Origin of the sequence: Mesorhizobium sp. ESP7-2 (genome assembly GCF_020164715.1) — a bacterium.
Taxonomy (GTDB): Bacteria; Pseudomonadota; Alphaproteobacteria; order Rhizobiales; family Rhizobiaceae; genus Mesorhizobium.
In genome coordinates this window covers 37,457-54,029 of record NZ_JAIUGQ010000021.1, presented here as the reverse complement: position 1 = coordinate 54,029, position 16,573 = coordinate 37,457, and the positions used below count along the sequence as shown (strand labels likewise).

General features: G+C 64.3%; 18 protein-coding genes. 13 read left to right on the top strand and 5 right to left on the bottom strand.

The window, feature by feature from the left end; genetic code table 11:
• Positions 1 to 142 precede the first annotated feature (142 nt).
• From LB543_RS19980 to LB543_RS19940, 9 genes are all read left to right on the top strand, one after another.
• Positions 143 to 811, top strand: a complete 669-nt coding sequence (locus tag LB543_RS19980) for a response regulator transcription factor (RefSeq protein WP_015315897.1) — start codon at positions 143 to 145, stop codon at positions 809 to 811.
• 79 nt (positions 812 to 890) lie between these two features.
• Positions 891 to 2,150, top strand: a complete 1,260-nt coding sequence (locus tag LB543_RS19975) for a flagellar hook protein FlgE (protein ID WP_140810529.1) — start codon at positions 891 to 893, stop codon at positions 2,148 to 2,150.
• A 27-nt stretch (positions 2,151 to 2,177) separates the two neighbouring features.
• Positions 2,178 to 3,629 (top strand): flagellar hook-associated protein FlgK, encoded by a 1,452-nt coding sequence (flgK, locus tag LB543_RS19970; protein WP_224615294.1) that lies wholly within the window; start codon positions 2,178 to 2,180, stop codon positions 3,627 to 3,629.
• A 3-nt stretch (positions 3,630 to 3,632) separates the two neighbouring features.
• Entirely contained in the window at positions 3,633 to 4,676 is a 1,044-nt protein-coding gene (locus LB543_RS19965) for a flagellar hook-associated family protein (protein WP_224615293.1), read from the top strand.
• 28 nt (positions 4,677 to 4,704) lie between these two features.
• A complete protein-coding gene (flaF, locus tag LB543_RS19960; protein WP_140755948.1) occupies positions 4,705 to 5,052 on the top strand; it encodes a flagellar biosynthesis regulator FlaF in 348 nt (115 codons plus the stop codon).
• Positions 5,049 to 5,492 carry a flagellar biosynthesis repressor FlbT gene (flbT, locus tag LB543_RS19955; RefSeq protein WP_140755950.1) on the top strand — a complete coding sequence of 148 codons (444 nt, stop codon included), beginning with the start codon at positions 5,049 to 5,051 and terminating at the stop codon, positions 5,490 to 5,492. Before flaF ends, flbT begins: the two co-directional genes overlap by 4 nt.
• Positions 5,492 to 5,899, top strand: coding sequence for a flagellar hook assembly protein FlgD (flgD, locus tag LB543_RS19950; protein ID WP_224615292.1), 408 nt, complete (start codon positions 5,492 to 5,494; stop codon positions 5,897 to 5,899). The genes flbT and flgD overlap by 1 nt, the downstream gene beginning before the upstream one ends.
• A 13-nt stretch (positions 5,900 to 5,912) precedes the next feature.
• Complete coding sequence (gene fliQ, locus LB543_RS19945; RefSeq protein WP_013893193.1) at positions 5,913 to 6,179, top strand: flagellar biosynthesis protein FliQ; 267 nt, start codon at positions 5,913 to 5,915, stop codon at positions 6,177 to 6,179.
• Between the two features lie 183 nt (positions 6,180 to 6,362).
• Positions 6,363 to 8,006, top strand: coding sequence for an MFS transporter (locus tag LB543_RS19940; RefSeq protein ID WP_224615291.1), 1,644 nt, complete (start codon positions 6,363 to 6,365; stop codon positions 8,004 to 8,006).
• 24 nt (positions 8,007 to 8,030) lie between these two features.
• Here the strand turns inward: LB543_RS19940 and LB543_RS19935 are convergent, their stop codons facing one another.
• The 3 genes from LB543_RS19935 to LB543_RS19925 form a co-directional block, all read right to left on the bottom strand.
• The gene (locus LB543_RS19935; RefSeq protein WP_224615290.1) at positions 8,031 to 9,812 is read right to left on the bottom strand and encodes a chloride channel protein; all 1,782 of its coding nucleotides are present in this window, start codon (positions 9,810 to 9,812) and stop codon (positions 8,031 to 8,033) included.
• Positions 9,813 to 9,976: 164 nt separating this feature from the next.
• Complete coding sequence (locus LB543_RS19930) at positions 9,977 to 10,489, bottom strand: cupin domain-containing protein (RefSeq protein WP_224615289.1); 513 nt, start codon at positions 10,487 to 10,489, stop codon at positions 9,977 to 9,979.
• Between the two features lie 24 nt (positions 10,490 to 10,513).
• Entirely contained in the window at positions 10,514 to 11,242 is a 729-nt protein-coding gene (locus tag LB543_RS19925; RefSeq protein WP_224615288.1) for an NAD-dependent epimerase/dehydratase family protein, read from the bottom strand.
• 62 nt (positions 11,243 to 11,304) lie between these two features.
• Here LB543_RS19925 and LB543_RS19920 point away from each other — a divergent pair, with 62 nt between their 5' ends.
• A complete protein-coding gene (locus LB543_RS19920) occupies positions 11,305 to 11,784 on the top strand; it encodes a MarR family winged helix-turn-helix transcriptional regulator (protein WP_224615287.1) in 480 nt (159 codons plus the stop codon).
• 41 nt (positions 11,785 to 11,825) lie between these two features.
• Here the strand turns inward: LB543_RS19920 and LB543_RS19915 are convergent, their stop codons facing one another.
• The gene (locus LB543_RS19915; RefSeq protein WP_140810538.1) at positions 11,826 to 12,125 is read right to left on the bottom strand and encodes a putative quinol monooxygenase; all 300 of its coding nucleotides are present in this window, start codon (positions 12,123 to 12,125) and stop codon (positions 11,826 to 11,828) included.
• Positions 12,126 to 12,240: 115 nt separating this feature from the next.
• Between LB543_RS19915 and flhA the strand changes: the two genes are divergently transcribed.
• The 3 genes from flhA to LB543_RS19900 are packed head-to-tail and all read left to right on the top strand — an operon-like array spanning position 12,241 to position 15,462.
• Positions 12,241 to 14,328 (top strand): flagellar biosynthesis protein FlhA, encoded by a 2,088-nt coding sequence (flhA, locus tag LB543_RS19910; RefSeq protein WP_224615286.1) that lies wholly within the window; start codon positions 12,241 to 12,243, stop codon positions 14,326 to 14,328.
• A complete protein-coding gene (gene fliR, locus LB543_RS19905; RefSeq protein ID WP_224615285.1) occupies positions 14,325 to 15,077 on the top strand; it encodes a flagellar biosynthetic protein FliR in 753 nt (250 codons plus the stop codon). The genes flhA and fliR overlap by 4 nt, the downstream gene beginning before the upstream one ends.
• A 1-nt stretch (position 15,078) precedes the next feature.
• The gene (locus LB543_RS19900; RefSeq protein ID WP_224615284.1) at positions 15,079 to 15,462 is read left to right on the top strand and encodes a hypothetical protein; all 384 of its coding nucleotides are present in this window, start codon (positions 15,079 to 15,081) and stop codon (positions 15,460 to 15,462) included.
• Positions 15,463 to 15,537: 75 nt separating this feature from the next.
• On the opposite strand, the gene LB543_RS19895 is transcribed toward LB543_RS19900, so the two are convergent.
• Positions 15,538 to 16,431, bottom strand: a complete 894-nt coding sequence (locus tag LB543_RS19895; RefSeq protein WP_224615283.1) for a LysR family transcriptional regulator — start codon at positions 16,429 to 16,431, stop codon at positions 15,538 to 15,540.
• Positions 16,432 to 16,573 lie beyond the last annotated feature (142 nt).

Genomic DNA, 16,573 nt, shown 5'->3' with positions numbered 1-16,573 from the left:
ATATCTGGCGGCATGCTAATGCAACCGATGCGATTCCAGACTCCCAAGAAACTAGTTACAAGAAATGATGGTTGTTCAGGATTCCCGCCAGCGGATACGCCTTTCCCCACGGGGCAAATGTGCTGATTCGGAGGCGGGGCCGATGATCGTTATCGTTGACGAGCGAGAGCTCGTGACAGAGGGCTATAATTCACTTTTCGACCGCGAGGGGATCGCCTGCGCCGGTTTCGCGCCGGGTGAATTCGGCGAGTGGGTCAACTCGGCCGCCGACACCGATCTGCGTTCGGTCCGGGCCTTCCTGATCGGCGACTGCCGTGACGGCGCGATCTCGCCGCGCCAGATCCGCGACCGCACCGGAGCTCCGGTCATTGCGCTCAGCGAGCAGCATTCGCTGGAAAACACGCTGCGGTTGTTCGAGAGCGGCGTCGACGATGTCATCCGCAAGCCGGTGCACATCCGCGAAATCCTGGCCCGCATCACCGCCATCCGCAGACGCGCCAGCGAGGACGTCGCCTACACCGAGATCGGGGCCATGCGCATCTTCATGGACGGCCGCGATCCCGAGATCGACGGCCAGCCGCTGCCCTTGCCGCGCCGCGAGCGCCGTATCCTGGAATATCTGGCGAGCAATCGCGGCCGCCGCGTCACCAAGACCCAGGTGTTCAACGCCATCTACGGCATCTTCGACGAAGAGGTCGAGGAGAACGTGGTGGAAAGCCACATCAGCAAGTTGCGCAAGAAACTGCGCGAGAAGCTGGGCACTGACCCGATCGATTCCAAGCGCTTCCTCGGCTACCGGCTCGTGTTCTGATGCGGCACCGCGCCAGCCTCGCGCAAGACAGGACGCGTAGCCTCGAAGCCAGCGGCATGGATATTGCGGAGACATCTCGATGAGCCTCTACGGAATGATGCGGACCGGCGTTTCCGGCATGAATGCCCAGGCAAACCGCCTGTCGACGACAGCCGACAACATCGCCAACTCCGACACCACCGGCTACAAGCGGTCTTCGGCCGAATTTTCGACGCTGATCATGCCGTCGACCGGCGGCGCCTATAATTCCGGCGGCGTCACCACGACGATCCGCCAGGCGGTGAGCGATCCGGGCGTGCTTCAATACACGACCTCGGTCTCCGACCTTGCCGTCAGCGGCGATGGCTTCTTTGTGGTCCAGGACCCGAGCGGCACGCCTTTCCTGACCCGCGCCGGCGCCTTCGTTCCCGATGCCCAGGGCCGGCTGGTCAATGCCGCCGGTTTCCAGCTGATGGCCTACAGCTATGCCAACGGCACGCCGGCGGCGACGGTAAACGGCTTCGAAGGTCTCGAGCCGGTTGTCATCTCCGACCAGGGACTGACCGCGACGCCGAGCACCCAGGGTAATTTCAGCGGCAATCTGCCGGCAGGTGCGACGCCGGTCGCCGCCGGCAACCTGCCCAGCACGAACTCGGCGGGCGCGCAGTACACTTCGAAATCGTCGATGGTCGCCTATGACAATCTCGGCAACAAGAAGCTGCTCGACGTCTATTTCACCAATACCGGTGCCGGCACCTGGGAGGTGGCGGTCTTCGACCAATCGAAGGCGACGGCCGGAACTGGCTTCCCCTACGCTGCCGGCGGTGCCCTGGGCACGGCCAACCTGACCTTCGATACCACGACCGGCAAGCTCACCGGCACCCCGACCGACGTTTCATTCACAGTACCGGGCGGCGCCAGCCTCGACCTCGATCTGTCGAAGCTGACCCAGCTCGGCACCGGCTTCACCGTCTCCGACGCACAGGTCAACGGCAACGCGCCGAGCACCATCGACAAGGTGCAGATCAGCAAGGACGGCACCATCTACGCCCAGTACAAGGACGGCACCTCCAAGCCGCTCTACAAGATTCCGCTGGCCGACGTGCAGAGCCCCGACCAGCTCAAGGCGCTGCCTGGCAATGTCTACGCCCAAGGCACCGACTCCGGTGCGATCCGTGTCGGCTTTGCCAACGAAGGCAAGCTTGGTTCGATCATTTCCGGCGCACTCGAAAATTCCAACGTCGATATCGCGGAGGAATTGACCGACATGATCGCGGCTCAGCGCAGTTACACCGCCAATTCCAAAGTCTTCCAGACCGGGTCCGATCTGATGGACGTCCTCGTCAACCTGAAGAGATAAACCGGGCTCCGCCCGTGAAAGACCAGCATGTCGCTTTCCTCCGCACTGAGCATCGCCCAATCGGCGCTTCTGGCCACCTCGCGGCAGACAAGCGTCGTCACGCGCAACGTGGCAGACGCCGACAATCCGAACTATTCGCGCCGCATCGCGCTGGTCACCAGCACGACGCCCGGCGCGCGTTCGGTTGATGTCCAGCGTGCAGCCAACGACCTGCTGTTTCGCCAGAACCTCGGCGCTCTGTCCGCCTACGCCGGCCAGAACGCGCTCTACGGCGGCATGGACCAGCTCGACGTTTCAGTGAATGGCGTCGACAACGCCTCCTCACCTTCGACCGCCATCGCCAACCTGCAGCAGGCGCTGCAGCTATACGCCACCTCGCCGTCCAACCAGAATCTTGGCTCGAGCGTCATCGACGCGGCCAAACAGGTCGTGCGGTCCCTGAATGAGGGCTCCAAGGCCATTCAGGATTTTCGTACCCAGACCGACGGCCAGATCGACACCGCCGTCAAGGATCTCAACTCGCTGCTCAACCAGTTCCAGGACGCCAACACGGCGGTCATGTCCGGAACCCGTTCCGGCACCGACGTTTCCGATGCGCTCGACCAACGCGACGCATTATTGAAGAAGATCGCCAATTACATTCCGGTATCGACCTTCACGCGTGGCGACAACGACATGGTCATCACCACGGGTGACGGCACGACGTTGTTCGAGACGATCCCACGCGCCGTCAGCTTCGCCCCATCTACGGGCTATGCCGTGGGTGCGGCCGGCAACGCTGTCTACATCGACAACGTACCGGTCTCGGCGGGCAGCGGCGGCAACACCACCGCCAGCGGCACGATTGCCGGCCTGCTGCAATTGCGCGACGGCGTCGCCTCGACCATGCAGAGCCAGCTCGACGAAACCGCCCGCGGCCTTATCACCGCCTTTGCCGAAACCGCACCGTCGATGCCCAACGCGGCGGGCCTGTTCACCTGGTCGGGCGCACCGGCGGTGCCAGCCGCGGGCACGCTCGTCGATGGCCTTGCTGGAACGATCAAGATCAACGCCGCGATGGATCCCAGCACTGGCGGCAACCCGACATTGCTGCGTGACGGCGGCGCCAATGGCGCCGCATACGTCGCCAACACTGGCGGGGCCTCATACTCCAACCTTCTGGTCGCCTATGGCGACCAGCTCGACAAGCCGATGACGTTCGATCCCTCGGCCGGGATTTCGGCAACCTCCAGCGTTGCCGACTACGCCGCCAATTCGATCGGCTGGTTGCAGGGCGTTCGTCAGCAGGCTTCGACCGCAGCCGACGCCAAGGAAGCCCTGGCACAGCGCAGCGCCGATGCCTTGTCCAACGCAACGGGCGTCAATGTCGATCAGGAGATGTCGCTGATGCTCGATCTCGAGCACACCTATCAGGCATCCGCCCGGATGATGAAGACCGTCGACGACATGATGACGGCTCTGTTGAACGCGGTGGGATAAGCCATGACCTTTGTCTCCTCTGCTGCCCTTACGAATGCCATGCGCTATCAGCAAATGCGTATGCAGGCCGATCTCGTCAAAGCCACGAAGGAGTCCTCGACCGGCAAGGTCGCCGATGTCGGTCTGGCACTCGGTGGGCGTACCGCACAGTCCGTCACCTTTTCGCGCGACCTCGACCGGCTCAACGTCATTGTCGATTCCAACGGACTGGTGGCCGCCCGGCTCTCATCGACCCAGACCTCGCTCGGCCAACTCTCCAACGTCGCGCAGACTTTCCTGTCCAGCCTGACCACCGCATCGTCGGGCGACAACACCGACAGCCTGACCCAATCGACCGGCCAGACAACCATCCAGCAGCTTACGTCGATCCTCAACACCAGCGTCAACGGCGAATATCTGTTCGCCGGCACAAACACCGACGTCAAGCCCATCAACGATTTCACGGCCGCCGGCTCTCCCGCCAAGGCCGCCCTTGACGCCTCCTTCGTCGCCAAGTTCGGCTTTACGCCCAATGACCCGGCCGCGGCCAACATCACCGCGGCCCAGATGGATGATTTCATCACCAACGATGTCACGCCGCAGTTCCTCGGCGCGGGCTGGCAGACCAACATGTCGAACGCGACCGACCAGCAGATCGTCAGCCGCATCGCGCTCAACGAAACCACCGAGACCTCGACCGGCGCCAACAGCGACGGCATCAGGAAGCTTGCCATGGCGGCCGCCTTGGTCTCCAGCCTGATGTCCACCAATATCAGCCAGGCGGCGAAGGACAGCATCGTCGACCATTCGCAGAAACTGGTCGGCGAGGCGCTGAGCGGCATCGCGCAGGTGCAATCCCAGACCGGCATCGTCCAGAAGCGCGTCTCCGACGCCAGCGACCGTATGAAGACGCAGATCGACCTGTTCGAACGGCACATTCTGGATCTCGAAGCAGTCGATCCGGCGGAAGCAGCGACCCGCGTCGCCGACCTGACGCAGCATATCGAGACGTCTTTCGCTCTGACGGCGCGCCTGCAGCAGCTCAGCCTGTTGAATTACCTGACCTGACACCTCTAGCGGAACGGTAGAGCCAACAATGTACCAATTCTCCTACGCCGACGTTCAGAGCACCTCCGTCGCGGACGCCAAGGACCGCGAACGGGAGCTGCTGACCCGCTCGATCGACATGCTGTCGGCCGCCGCCGCGGCCGGTCAGGCTTCGATGGAGGCCGTGGAGGCGCTGCATTTCACCAATCGCGTCTGGACCACCTTCGTCGAGGATCTTGGCTCCAGCGACAACGCACTCCCCAAGGAATTGCGCGCCAACCTGATTTCCATCGGCCTGTGGCTGTTGCGCGAGGCCGAGGACATCCGCCAGGGCCGCACCGACAATTTCGAGGGGCTGATCGAAGTGTCCCAGATCATCCGCGACGGCATTCAATGACCAACACGCTGAAGATCTCACTGAAACCCAACGAGAAGATCTACATCAACGGCGCCGTCATCCGCGTCGACCGCAAGGTCACCGTCGAGCTGATGAACGACGTGCAGTTCCTGCTCGAAAGCCATGTGATCCAGGCCGACGAGGCGTCGACGCCATTGCGGCAGCTCTATTTCATCGTGCAGGTCATGCTGATGAACCCCGCTGGTGCCGATGAAGCCCGCGAGATGTTCCGCCGCTCGCTGCCGCTGCTTATTGCAAGTTTCGAAGACGCCGAGATCGGCAGCGCGCTGAAACAGGTCGACCGCATGGTCGGCGAGGATCACATCTACGAGGCCTTGAAGGCGATCCGTTCGCTTTATCCTCTCGAACGCCGCGCGCTTGGCGGCAATGACGATATTCCGGGCGCCGCGCGCCCGCTGGCCGTGGGAGCACGATACTAATGACCGTGGATATGACGACGACGGTACCGGTTGGCGCCAACCAGACCACCGCGCAGACCGCCAAGACCGCTGTCGACTATAACTCGTTCCTGAAACTTCTGATCGCCGAGATGAAGAACCAGGATCCGACCAAGCCGATGGATTCGACGCAGTACGTCGCCCAACTCGCCACCTTCTCGCAGGTCGAGCAGTCGGTGCAGACCAACACCAAGCTCGACCAGATCATGCAGTCGTCGGCGCTGTCGCAGGCCGACGCTCTCATAGGCCGCAACATCACCTCGGCCGATGGTAAGACCACGGGCACGGTGGCGTCGGTGACGCTTGGCAGCAACGGCCTGATCGCAGTGCTGCAGGATGGCACCACGGTCCCCGTCGGCGCGGGCGTATCGATCAAGCCGGCGAGCTAGGCCGACCGCCAACATGAACGAGGCCGACGCACTCGATATCGTCCAGTACGCGGTGTGGACGGTGCTGACGGCATCCGCGCCGGTGGTGCTGGTCGCAATGGCCGTCGGCATCGGCATCGCCTTGATCCAGGCATTGACACAGGTCCAGGAAATCACCTTGACCTTCGTGCCCAAGATCGTCGCCATCATGCTGGTGGTGGCGCTTACTGGCCCATTCATCGGCGGCCAGATATCGGCCTTCACCAATGTCATCTTCGAGCGCATCCAGAACGGTTTCTGAGCGATTCCAGAAAGGATGCTCGGTGCCTTCCGCCAGAAGCGTGTGGCCCTCCGCTATCCCCTTGTTGGACCATGATCTTGCCCGCAAGGCATTCGCCCTTTGCGCCGCGATGCCATAGTTTCGGCAAATCATGCGGGGAAACGGATCACCGCAAGGATCAGCGCGCCGTGGCAGGAACCACCCATGATTGACGAAAAGCCGGATAGCGAAAGCGTCTCGGCGCTGGCGCCGTTCCGGCATGGCATCTTCCGCGCCGTGTGGGGCGCAAGCCTCGTCTCCAATTTCGGCGGCTTGATCCAGGGTGTCGGCGCCGCCTGGATGATGACCACCATCGCCACCTCGCCGTATCAGGTCGCCCTGGTCCAGGCCTCGACCACCTTGCCGATCATGCTGTTCGCGCTTGTCGCCGGCGCCATCGCCGACAGTTTCGACCGCCGCAAGGTGATGCTGGTCGCCCAGACATTCATGCTGGTCGTTTCGGCGCTTCTGACCGCCTTCACCTATTTGGATCTGATCACGCCGTGGACGCTGCTGGCCTTCACCTTCCTGATCGACAGCGGCACGGCGCTCAACAGCCCGTCATGGCAGGCCTCCGTCGGCGACATCGTTCCGCGCAACAAGGTGCCCGCCGCCGTGGCGCTGAATTCCATGGGCTTCAACCTGACCCGCAGCGTCGGACCGGCGATCGGCGGCATCATCGTCGCGGCTGCCGGTGCGGCCGCCGCCTTCGCGGCGAACGCGGTGAGCTATATCGGCCTCATCGTCGTGCTGGCACGCTGGAAACCGGATGTACCGGTCTCGACCCTGCCGCGCGAGTCATTGGGGGCCGCCATGGGTGCCGGCCTGCGCTACGTCGCCATGTCGCCCAACATCGGCAAAGTGCTGGTCAGGGGCGCGGCCTTTGGCTTCAGCGCCGGCGCGGTGCTGGCGCTGCTGCCGCTGGTGGCCCGCGACGTCGTCAGGGGCGACGCGCTGACCTACGGCATCATGCTGGGCGCCTTCGGCATCGGCGCGGTCGGCGGCGCGCTGATCAGCGTGCGGCTGCGGCAGTTGCTCTCCAGCGAGACGATGGTGCGCTGCGCCTTCGCTGGTTTCGCTGCCTGCGCCTTCAACGCCGCCATCAGCCAGCATGCCTGGCAGACCTCGCTCGGCCTGCTGGTCGGCGGTGCCTGCTGGGTGATCGCGCTATCCCATTTCAACGTCACGGTGCAGATGGCAACGCCGCGTTGGGTGGTCGGCCGGGTTCTCTCGGTCTACCAGACCGCCACCTTCGGCGGCATCGCGCTGGGCAGCTGGATCTGGGGTGTCGTCGCCGATGCGCATGGTGCCGAGACGGCGCTGATCGCCGCGGCCATCGCAATGCTCGCCGGCGGCGCCCTCGGCCTTGTGCTGCCGCTGCCGCAACAGCAGGTGCTCAACCTCGACCCGCTCAATCGCTTCAAGGAACCGCATCTCGCCCTCGACCTCAAGCCGCGCAGCGGCCCGATCGCCATCATGATCGAATATGTGATCCGGCACGAGGACGAGGCGGAATTCCTCGCCACCATGGCCGAACGTGGCCGCATCCGCCGCCGTGACGGTGCCCGCAACTGGACGCTGGCGCGCGATCTCGAAAATCCGTCGATCTGGATCGAGCATTACCACACGCCGACCTGGCTCGAATATGTCAGGCACAACGGCCGCATCACCCATGCCGACGCCATTGTCGGCGAACGCTTGCGGGCGCTGCACTCAGGCGATGAGCCGCCGCGCGTGCGACGCGTGATCGAGCGCCCGACAACCGCCGGCACGGCATTGGTGCCTGCCAAGGGACCGATCGAGCACTGACGAGTTCGGAAACCGCAGGCGCGCCTATCCCTCGCCCGACAGGTCTCGCCGCGCCTTTTCGAGTTCCTCGGCATAGCGCCGCATCAAATGGCCCTCGGTCAGAAGCCCGAGCACGATGTGGTCGGCGAAGTCCTCGACCACGGCCAGTTCCTCGGCCCCGGCGCGCTGGAAGGTCTCGGCGGCGGTCTGCACGTTCATGCTGGGCACCAGAACGGCATCCTTGTACTGGGCAAGATCGCGCACCGGCACCTCGCCGCCGGAAGGATCGCTGTGCAGTTCGGCCACGATCAGCATGCCGACATATTCGTCCCCCGGGTCGACGGCGATCACGCGCTGGGCCGACCCCAGCGGGAACTCCTTGCGGAAGGCGGCCAGCGTCGTCGACGCATCGATGGTCTTGATGTCCTCGCGCATCATCGAGCCGACGGTCAGGCTGCGCATCCAGCCGACATCGTGGGCGCTGCGGATCGTCTCGCCGCGCAGGTGGAAGCGCCAGGTAGAGAACGAATAGCCGAAGGTTTCGCGCACCAGGATCGCCGCCATGATCGAAGCGGCCAGCACCACGCCGGTGAGCGTCAGGTCGCGGGTCGATTCCAGCGCCAGGAAGGTCATGGTCAGCGGACCGCCGACGACACCGACGGCAAGCGACGTCATGCCGACGACGGCGGCGACCGAGGGGTCGATGCCGGTCGCCGGCGAGACGAGCGCCATGACACCGGCGAACGCCTTGCCGAGCAGCGCGCCGAGGAACAGCGAGGCGAAGAACAGTCCGCCGCGAAAACCCGAGCCCAGCGAGATGGCCGACGCAGCCAGCTTCAGCACGAAGACGCTGGCCACCACCGCCAGCCCGTAATTCATGGCGAACTCGCGGTGCAGCGCGCCGTGGCCGCTGGACAGGACCTGCGGCGTGATCAGGCCGAGGAGGCCGACTAGGACACCGCCGATGACGGGCCGCAGCGAGGCATCGATCGAAAGCCTGTTGAAACCGCGCTCGATCAGCGTCACCAGTTGCATGATGGCGATTGAGGCCGCGCCGCCGAGCAGGCCGAGCAGAAGGAATGGCACATATTGGCTGGCTGTGAGTTGCGGCAACCCTGAAAGCTCGAGCGGGAACGGTACGCCGCCGAATACTTCCGCCGTCAGCGACGCCGAGACCGCGGCCGTCATGACAGGCGCGACATTGGCGACCGAGTAGATGCCGATGACCAGCTCGAAACCGTAGAAGGCGCCGGTCAGCGGCGCATCGAAGGCGGCTGATATGGCGCCGGCGGCGCCACAGCCGACCAGGATGCGGACATCGTTGCGGCGCAACCGGAAGGCGCGCGCCAGCCGCGAGGCGACACCGGAGCCGACCTGCGTATAGCCGGCCTCTAGGCCGACGGAGGCGCCGAAGCCGCTGGAAATCATCGTCTGCACGACGATGATGAAGGTGTCGGTCAGCGACATGCGCCCGCCATAGAGCGCGTTGGCCTCGATCGGGTCGACCGGCGTGCGGAATTTCCGAAGCCTCAGCCAGACCACCGATATCCCGAGCAGGATGCCGCCGATCGCGGGGATCAGCGCCTGCACTGGATTGCCAAGCGAGAACATGCCCGACAGCCGCCCGCCGGGCTGGACACCGAACAGCAGCCCGTGCAGGTCCTGCACAATCTGGCTCATCGAGGTAACCAGTATGCCGGCCATGACGCCGACAACGCCCGCCATGATGACCACGGCGATGCCGCGCGCCTCCAGGAGAGGGACTGACCTCAAAAGCACCGCGCGCAACCGGCGGGCGTAGACTTGGGGTTGGTTTCTGGAAAGCACCGGGACGGCTCGCCGAGATCAAAGGCAAAGGAAGACCCGCCTGATACGCCGGGCGGCACGTCGTGACAACCACAACGCCGACATCAAAGGCGCCAATATGGCCGCGATACCGCCCGATCCGGCTTTTCTCGCCCTGGGAGCGGAAAGCCACCAGCGACATGCGGTCAGTCCGGTATCGTCAGCGGGCCGCAATCGTCGTCGGCAACAAAGGTCGCCAGCAGTTCGACCGGCTCGGTGGTGCTGGCATTCTCGGCGAAGAGATGGATCGCTCCGGGTGGCTCGAACCAGGTTTGTCCCTCCGTATAGGTGCCGACGGGGCCGCCCGCCAGTTGCGAACGCAGCGTGCCCTTGAGCACAAAAGCGCTGACCGAGCCCGGATGCCGGTGTCGGGACGTATATGCATTTGGAGGAAATGCGACGACGACCGTGGTGATCGACTTGCCGGGCACGTTAGGCAGCCTTTCGCAGGAGACAGGCGTGACGACCGTCTTGGGCCGCGCGGCGGCGGGGCTGCCCTCGGCAGCGCCTTCCATGTTCATACGCGTTTCCATGCCAACCGGCTCGACACCCGTCAAACCCGGACCGGTCCATTTCGCCGCCAGCGCGAACAGAACGGCGACGGCACTGATAGCGATCAGGGACTGGCCAGTGCGCAAACGGGCTAGATTGCTGATCATGTCGACGTCTCCGAGCGGATTGGTTCAGGCGGGCAAGCGGAAATCGGCGCGCCAGCCGAGCTCCTCGGCCGCCTTTCGCGTCGAGACGGCCCCATTGGGTTCGGCAACGTTGAAGATGCCGGGCGCGCCATTGTCCAACGCGAGCAGCGCCGCATGGGCGGCCGCATCGACATGCAGCGGCGACGCGCCGGCAGCCGTATTCGCTCCCGTTCCCGGGCCATAGAGCTGGCCATACCGCAGGACGATGCCGGCGAATGGTGCGTCGAGGACGGCCGTTTCGAGCGCGATGACCCCGCCGACGCTGATGCCGCGGTTGTCGCTTGCCCCGCCATCCAGCGGATCGGCCTCGGCATGCGGCTCGGGGCCTGGCGCATAGGCCCAAGCGATGCTTTGCGCCACCATGCGCCTGACGCCGGCGGCGGCGGCCGCGGCGACCAGATTGCGGGTGCCTTCGTCGCGAATGCGGGCATTACGCACGACAGCGTCGGCCATGCGGCTCGGGTCCAGGCCCGCCGGCAGGTCGGTCAACTGGTGGATGACGAAGTCGGGGCGGGCAGCAAGCATCGCCCGCGACAGCGCGGCGGCATCGAACACATCCACAACCACCGGCTCGACGCCAAGGGCCTCCAATCTGACGGCCTTGTCGGCATTGCGCGTGGTGCCCGTCACCTGATGGCCAGCGGCCAGGAGTTGCGGGACCAGCCGCCGCCCGATGGCGCCGGAGGCGCCGGCGAGAAAAATCCGATAGGCCATCGTCTTCGTCCTTGCTCTGCTTTAATATCAGGGTTCGAACAACATATAAGAGCTCTTACATCATGCGCAAGCCAAATCAGCCTCCGTCGGTTCCAGCTCCGGGCGAAGGCAAACGCGGCGAGGAAGGCTATCTCGGCTATCTCCTGCGGCAGGCGGCCGGCGCGCATCGGCTGAGAGTCGACCGGACGCTGGCCGACCTCGGCGTGACGCAGCCGCAATTCGTCACTTTGACCATGCTGGCGGCCTATCCAGGCCTCTCCAACGCCGATCTTGCCCGGCTGGCGCTGCTCACCCCGCAAACGCTCAGCGTCATCGTCACCAATCTGGAGCGGGCCGGCTCGCTGGTGCGCAAGCCGCACGCTGTTCATGGCCGCATCCAGCATATCGAGCTCAGCGCCAGCGGACAGGCGCTGCTGCGGCGATGCCGGGACCGTGTGAATGCGATCGAGAGGGAATTGGCCGCCGGCCTGTCGGCGGCGGAGGAACGGGCCGTCAGGCGGTGGCTGGTCGGCGTTGCCACCGCCGACACCGCCGAGACCTGATTGCTTGCTGGCGGCCGGCAAGGATCGGGGCGCCGGACCGCTCAGGTCGGCATGGCTTCGCCGGCCTCGTGGAGCACGAGATTGCGCTCGCCGATGCCGAGCTCCGGCCAGGTCGCACGCCAGTCGGCGATATGCGGCGAGCGGAAATGCGCATCGAGCGCTGTCCTGTCGCGCCATGCCTCGGTGACCCGGATCAAGCCGGGATCAAGCACATCCTGCGCATAGGAATATTCAAGGCAGCCGTCCTCGGCGCGGCTGGCGCGAACCATGCGTTCCATCACCGGCCTTGCCTCGTCGAGCCTGTCGGGCGGCAGTCGGATCGTACCGATGATCAGCAGCATGGATTGTCCTTCGCGAGAGAGTCGATCCGGCCACTCTCCCACCCTCGCGCAAGCTTGGCCAGCTACCCTCGCCGGGCTGTCGCATGCTCGGCAGCCCATGGGTTCGAGGACGAGAATGGCGATCAGCGAAAGCATCCAGCCCGGCGCGGTGGCCAAGAACGGCCGCGACATCTTTTTCGCGCTCGGCATCATCGTCATCCTGGCGGTGCTGTTCCTGCCGATCCCGGCTTTCCTCATCGACATCGGCCTCGCCTTCTCGATCGCGCTTTCGGTGCTGATCCTGATGGTGGCGCTGTGGATCCAGCGGCCGCTCGATTTCTCCTCGTTCCCGACCGTGCTGCTCATCGCCACCATGCTGCGCCTGTCGCTCAACATCGCCACCACGCGCATGATCCTGTCGCATGGCAATGAGGGCACGCACGCCGCCGGCTATGTCATCGCCGGCTTCTCCAAGCTGGTCATGGCCAGCGACTTCGTCATCGGCCTCATCGTCTTCATGATCCTGATCGTGGTGAATTTCATTGTCATCACCAAGGGCGCCACCCGTATCGCCGAAGTCGGCGCGCGCTTCACCCTCGACGCCATTCCCGGCAAGCAGATGTCGATCGACGCCGACCTCTCCGCCGGGATGATCGACGACAAGACCGCGCAGTTGCGCCGCCGCGAACTGGAAGAGGAATCCTCCTTCTTCGGCTCGATGGACGGCGCCTCGAAATTCGTGCGCGGCGACGCCATCGCCGGCCTCATCATCACCGCCATCAACATCGTCGGCGGCATCGCCATCGGCTACATCAGGCACGGCATGGGCATGGGCGAGGCCGCCGACGTGTTCATCAAGCTGTCGGTCGGCGACGGTCTGGTCACCCAGATCCCGGCGCTGATCGTCTCGCTCGCCGCCGGCCTCTTGGTCTCCAAGGGCGGCACGCGCGGTTCGACCAACCAGGCCGTGTTCGGTCAGCTCGGTGCCCATCCGCGCGCGCTCTACGTGGCGGCCGCACTGCTGGTGCTGCTCGGTCTGATGCCCGGCCTGCCGCTGTTCCCGTTCTTCGCGCTCGCCGCCGGCATGGCCGGCCTCGGCTATGTCATTCCGATGCGCCACAACCGGGCCGTCGCCGAGGCCGAGGCACTGAAGAGCCAGGAGAAGGCGACCAAGGCCGAGGAAGAAAAGAATTCGGTCAAGGCCTCGCTCGCCACCGCCGAGATCGAACTCCTGATCGGCAAGCAGCTTTCGACCCGGCTCCTGGTCTCGCATCAGGAACTGGTCTTCCGCATGTCCAAGATGCGCAAGAAATTCGCCCAGCAATACGGCTTCGTCGTGCCTGAAGTCCGTGTCGCCGACGACTTCGCCATCCCGCCGAAAAGTTATCAGATCAAGGTGCACGGCACTGTAGTCGCCGAATATTCGATGCGCGTCGGCGAGATCATGGTGCTGCTCGGCAACCGCGATATACCCGAAATCCCCGGCGAGGAAATCCGCGAGCCCGCCTTCGGCATGCGCGCCTACTCCGTCATGGAAACCTTCGCCGAGGATCTGAAGCGCGAGAACTTCACCTTCGCCGACAACATGTCGGTGCTGCTCACGCATCTCTCGGAAGTCATCCGCAACAACCTGCCGCAGCTCCTCTCCTACAAGGACATGAAGGCGCTGCTCGAACGCCAGGACCAGGAATACCGCAAGCTCGCCGACGAGATCTGCACCACCCACATCTCCTATCCCGGCCTGCAGGCGGTGCTGAAGCTTTTGCTTGCCGAACGCGTCTCGATCCGCAATCTGCACCTCATCATCGAGGCCATCGCCGAGATCGCGCCGCATGTGCGCCGCACCGAGCAGATCGTCGAACATGTGCGCATCCGCATGGCCCAGCAGATCTGCGGCGACCTCTCGGAAGGCGGCGTGCTCAAGGTGCTGCGCCTCGGCAACCGCTGGGACCTCGCCTTCCACCAGAGCCTCAAGCGCGACGCCAAGGGCGAGGTGCGCGAGTTCGACATCGATCCGCGCCAGCTCGAGGAGTTCGGCCAGGACGCCACCAAGGCGATCAAGAAACATCTGGAAGCCGGCGAGCGCTTCGTGCTGGTCACGGCGCCCGACGCCCGCCCCTATGTGCGCATGATCATCGAGCGCCTGTTCACCACGCTGCCGGTGCTCTCCCATGTCGAAATCGCCAAGGGCGTCGAGATCAGGGTGCTCGGGACCATATCGTGAGCGTTCTCTCGCAGGCCGTCGTCATCGCGGCGTTTCTCGCCTTCTGCCGCATCGGTGCCTGTTTCATGCTGATGCCGGGCCTGTCCAGCGCCCGCATCCCGGTTCAGGTCAGGCTGTTCGTCGCGGTCGCCGCTACCGGCGGCCTGCTCGCCTTCCTGTGGGACAAGATCTTTCCCTTCGTCGATCCGCGCCCGCAGATCCTGGTGCCGATGATCGTCTCGGAGCTGCTGGTCGGCGGACTGATCGGCGCCATGACCAGGCTCTACATGGAAGCGCTTCGCTTCATGGGCTCGGCCATCGCCATGCTGATCGGCTATGGCGGCTCCGGCGGACCGGCGATCGAGGAGCCGGAGCCCCAGGCGGCCCTTGCCGCCATCATTTCGTTCTCGGCGCTGCTGATGCTGTTCGTCTTCGACTTCGATCACGAGATCGTCCGCGCCCTGGTGACGTCCTACACGGTCGCGCCGGTCAACGTCTTCTTCAACCCGCAGGCAGCGCTGGTCGACGTCACCGACACCGTGTCGGACACGTTCTTCCTGGTCATCCGCCTCGGCAGCCCGTTCGTCGCCTATGCCATTCTCGTCAACCTGACGATCGGCTTCGTCAACAAGCTGACCCCGCAGATCCCGATCTACTTCATCTCCCAGCCCTTCGTCATCGCCGGCGGCATGCTGATCTTCTATTTCGCCATCGGCACCATGCTGTCGCTGTTCGTCGACGGCTTCGTCGACCTCACGCTGGCGAGGTGACATGAGCACGCGCAAGGATCGCTTGAGAAAACTGATCAAGGTGCAGGAACAGCTGAAAGCCCTGCACGAAACCCGCCACGCCACCTTCGTCGCCGCGGCAAACGCCGCCGAGACCGAAGCCCGCGAATTGATCGGCCATTTCGACCAGGACAACTCCCTCTCCAGCCTGTTCCCCGATCTCTATCATCGCCGCATCGCCCAGGCCGTCGTGCGCCAGGAGGAGAGCCTGGAAAGCGCAAGGCAAGAAGCCGGCCTCATCGCCGCGGCAAGCGCCCGCACCAACATGGTCGAGCGCGCCTACAAGGACGTGCGCAATCGCGACGAACGCGAGCGATCAGACCGCGAGCGCCTGGACCTGATCGCGCAGAAGCGGGGCGAGGAATAGTGCCGGGGCTCGATCATTGGCCCGAATTCATCAATGTTGCGAAGACAGCCCATCCGCCTGCCGCGGAAATTGTGTTTAACGGTCGACACCCCAAACGTCCGGATTTCGTGCGAAGTACTCGATCAGCATTTCGATGAGGACCCGGACCTTTCGCGCGGGGTGCCGACCCGGCGGTCGGACGACATAAGCGCCTGCCGAAGGTGGGGGATAGCGTGTCATCACCGGAACCAGCGCGCCGGAGGCCACATATTCGTATGTGATGCAATCGGGGAGCCAGGCGATGCCGAGTCCTGCCCCAGCGGCAACGGCAAGCGCCGTAGCGTTGTCGGCCTTGAACCTGCCCTGCGGCTGAACCGTGACGATCTTGTCGCCATCCATGAACTGCCAGGCTTCCGTTCCCTGCATGAGGGCCTGATGGTCGACGAGTTGCTCTACCGTCTCAGGTGAACCGTGCGCTTTAATATAAGCCGGGCTTGCGACAAGCTTTCCGTAGATCGGCCCGATGCGCTTCGCGATCAGGTAGGAGTCCTGAAGATAACCGACCCGGATCGCGCAATCGAAACCTTCGGAGATCAGATCGACGAAGCGATCGCTGTAGGAGGTATGGATGTGGAGCTGCGGGTGATGTTGCGCCATTTCCGCAAGAACGGGGGCGAAGTGAGTCGGGCCGAAAGAAAGCGGCATCGCAACCCGCAGGCGGCCGCGCAACTCACCAGTGGGGAGGATCGTTTCCCTGGCCGTGTCGATCTCGGCGCTGGCTCGGGCCGCATGGTCCCTGAACGTCATGCCCGCTTCCGTGAGCGCAGCGCCACGGGTCGTTCGTGCCAGAAGCTGGACGCCAAGCTCCGCTTCAACCCGAAAGAGCCGCCGACTGACGATCGATTTGGAGACGCCGAGCCGGCGCGCGGCGGCCGATACGCCCCCTGCATCGGCCACTACGACGAATGTCTGTAGATCTTCAATGTCCATTCCGGCGTTCCTCGTTTCGCAACACAGCTTGCCTCACTATGGCACTACCGCATCACCAAGAGGAACAGCAAATTGCGTCCAGGCAACGCCGCCCGCTGGCGCATGTCTCCCCTGAACCCATTGCCGTCCACGGCAGCAGAGA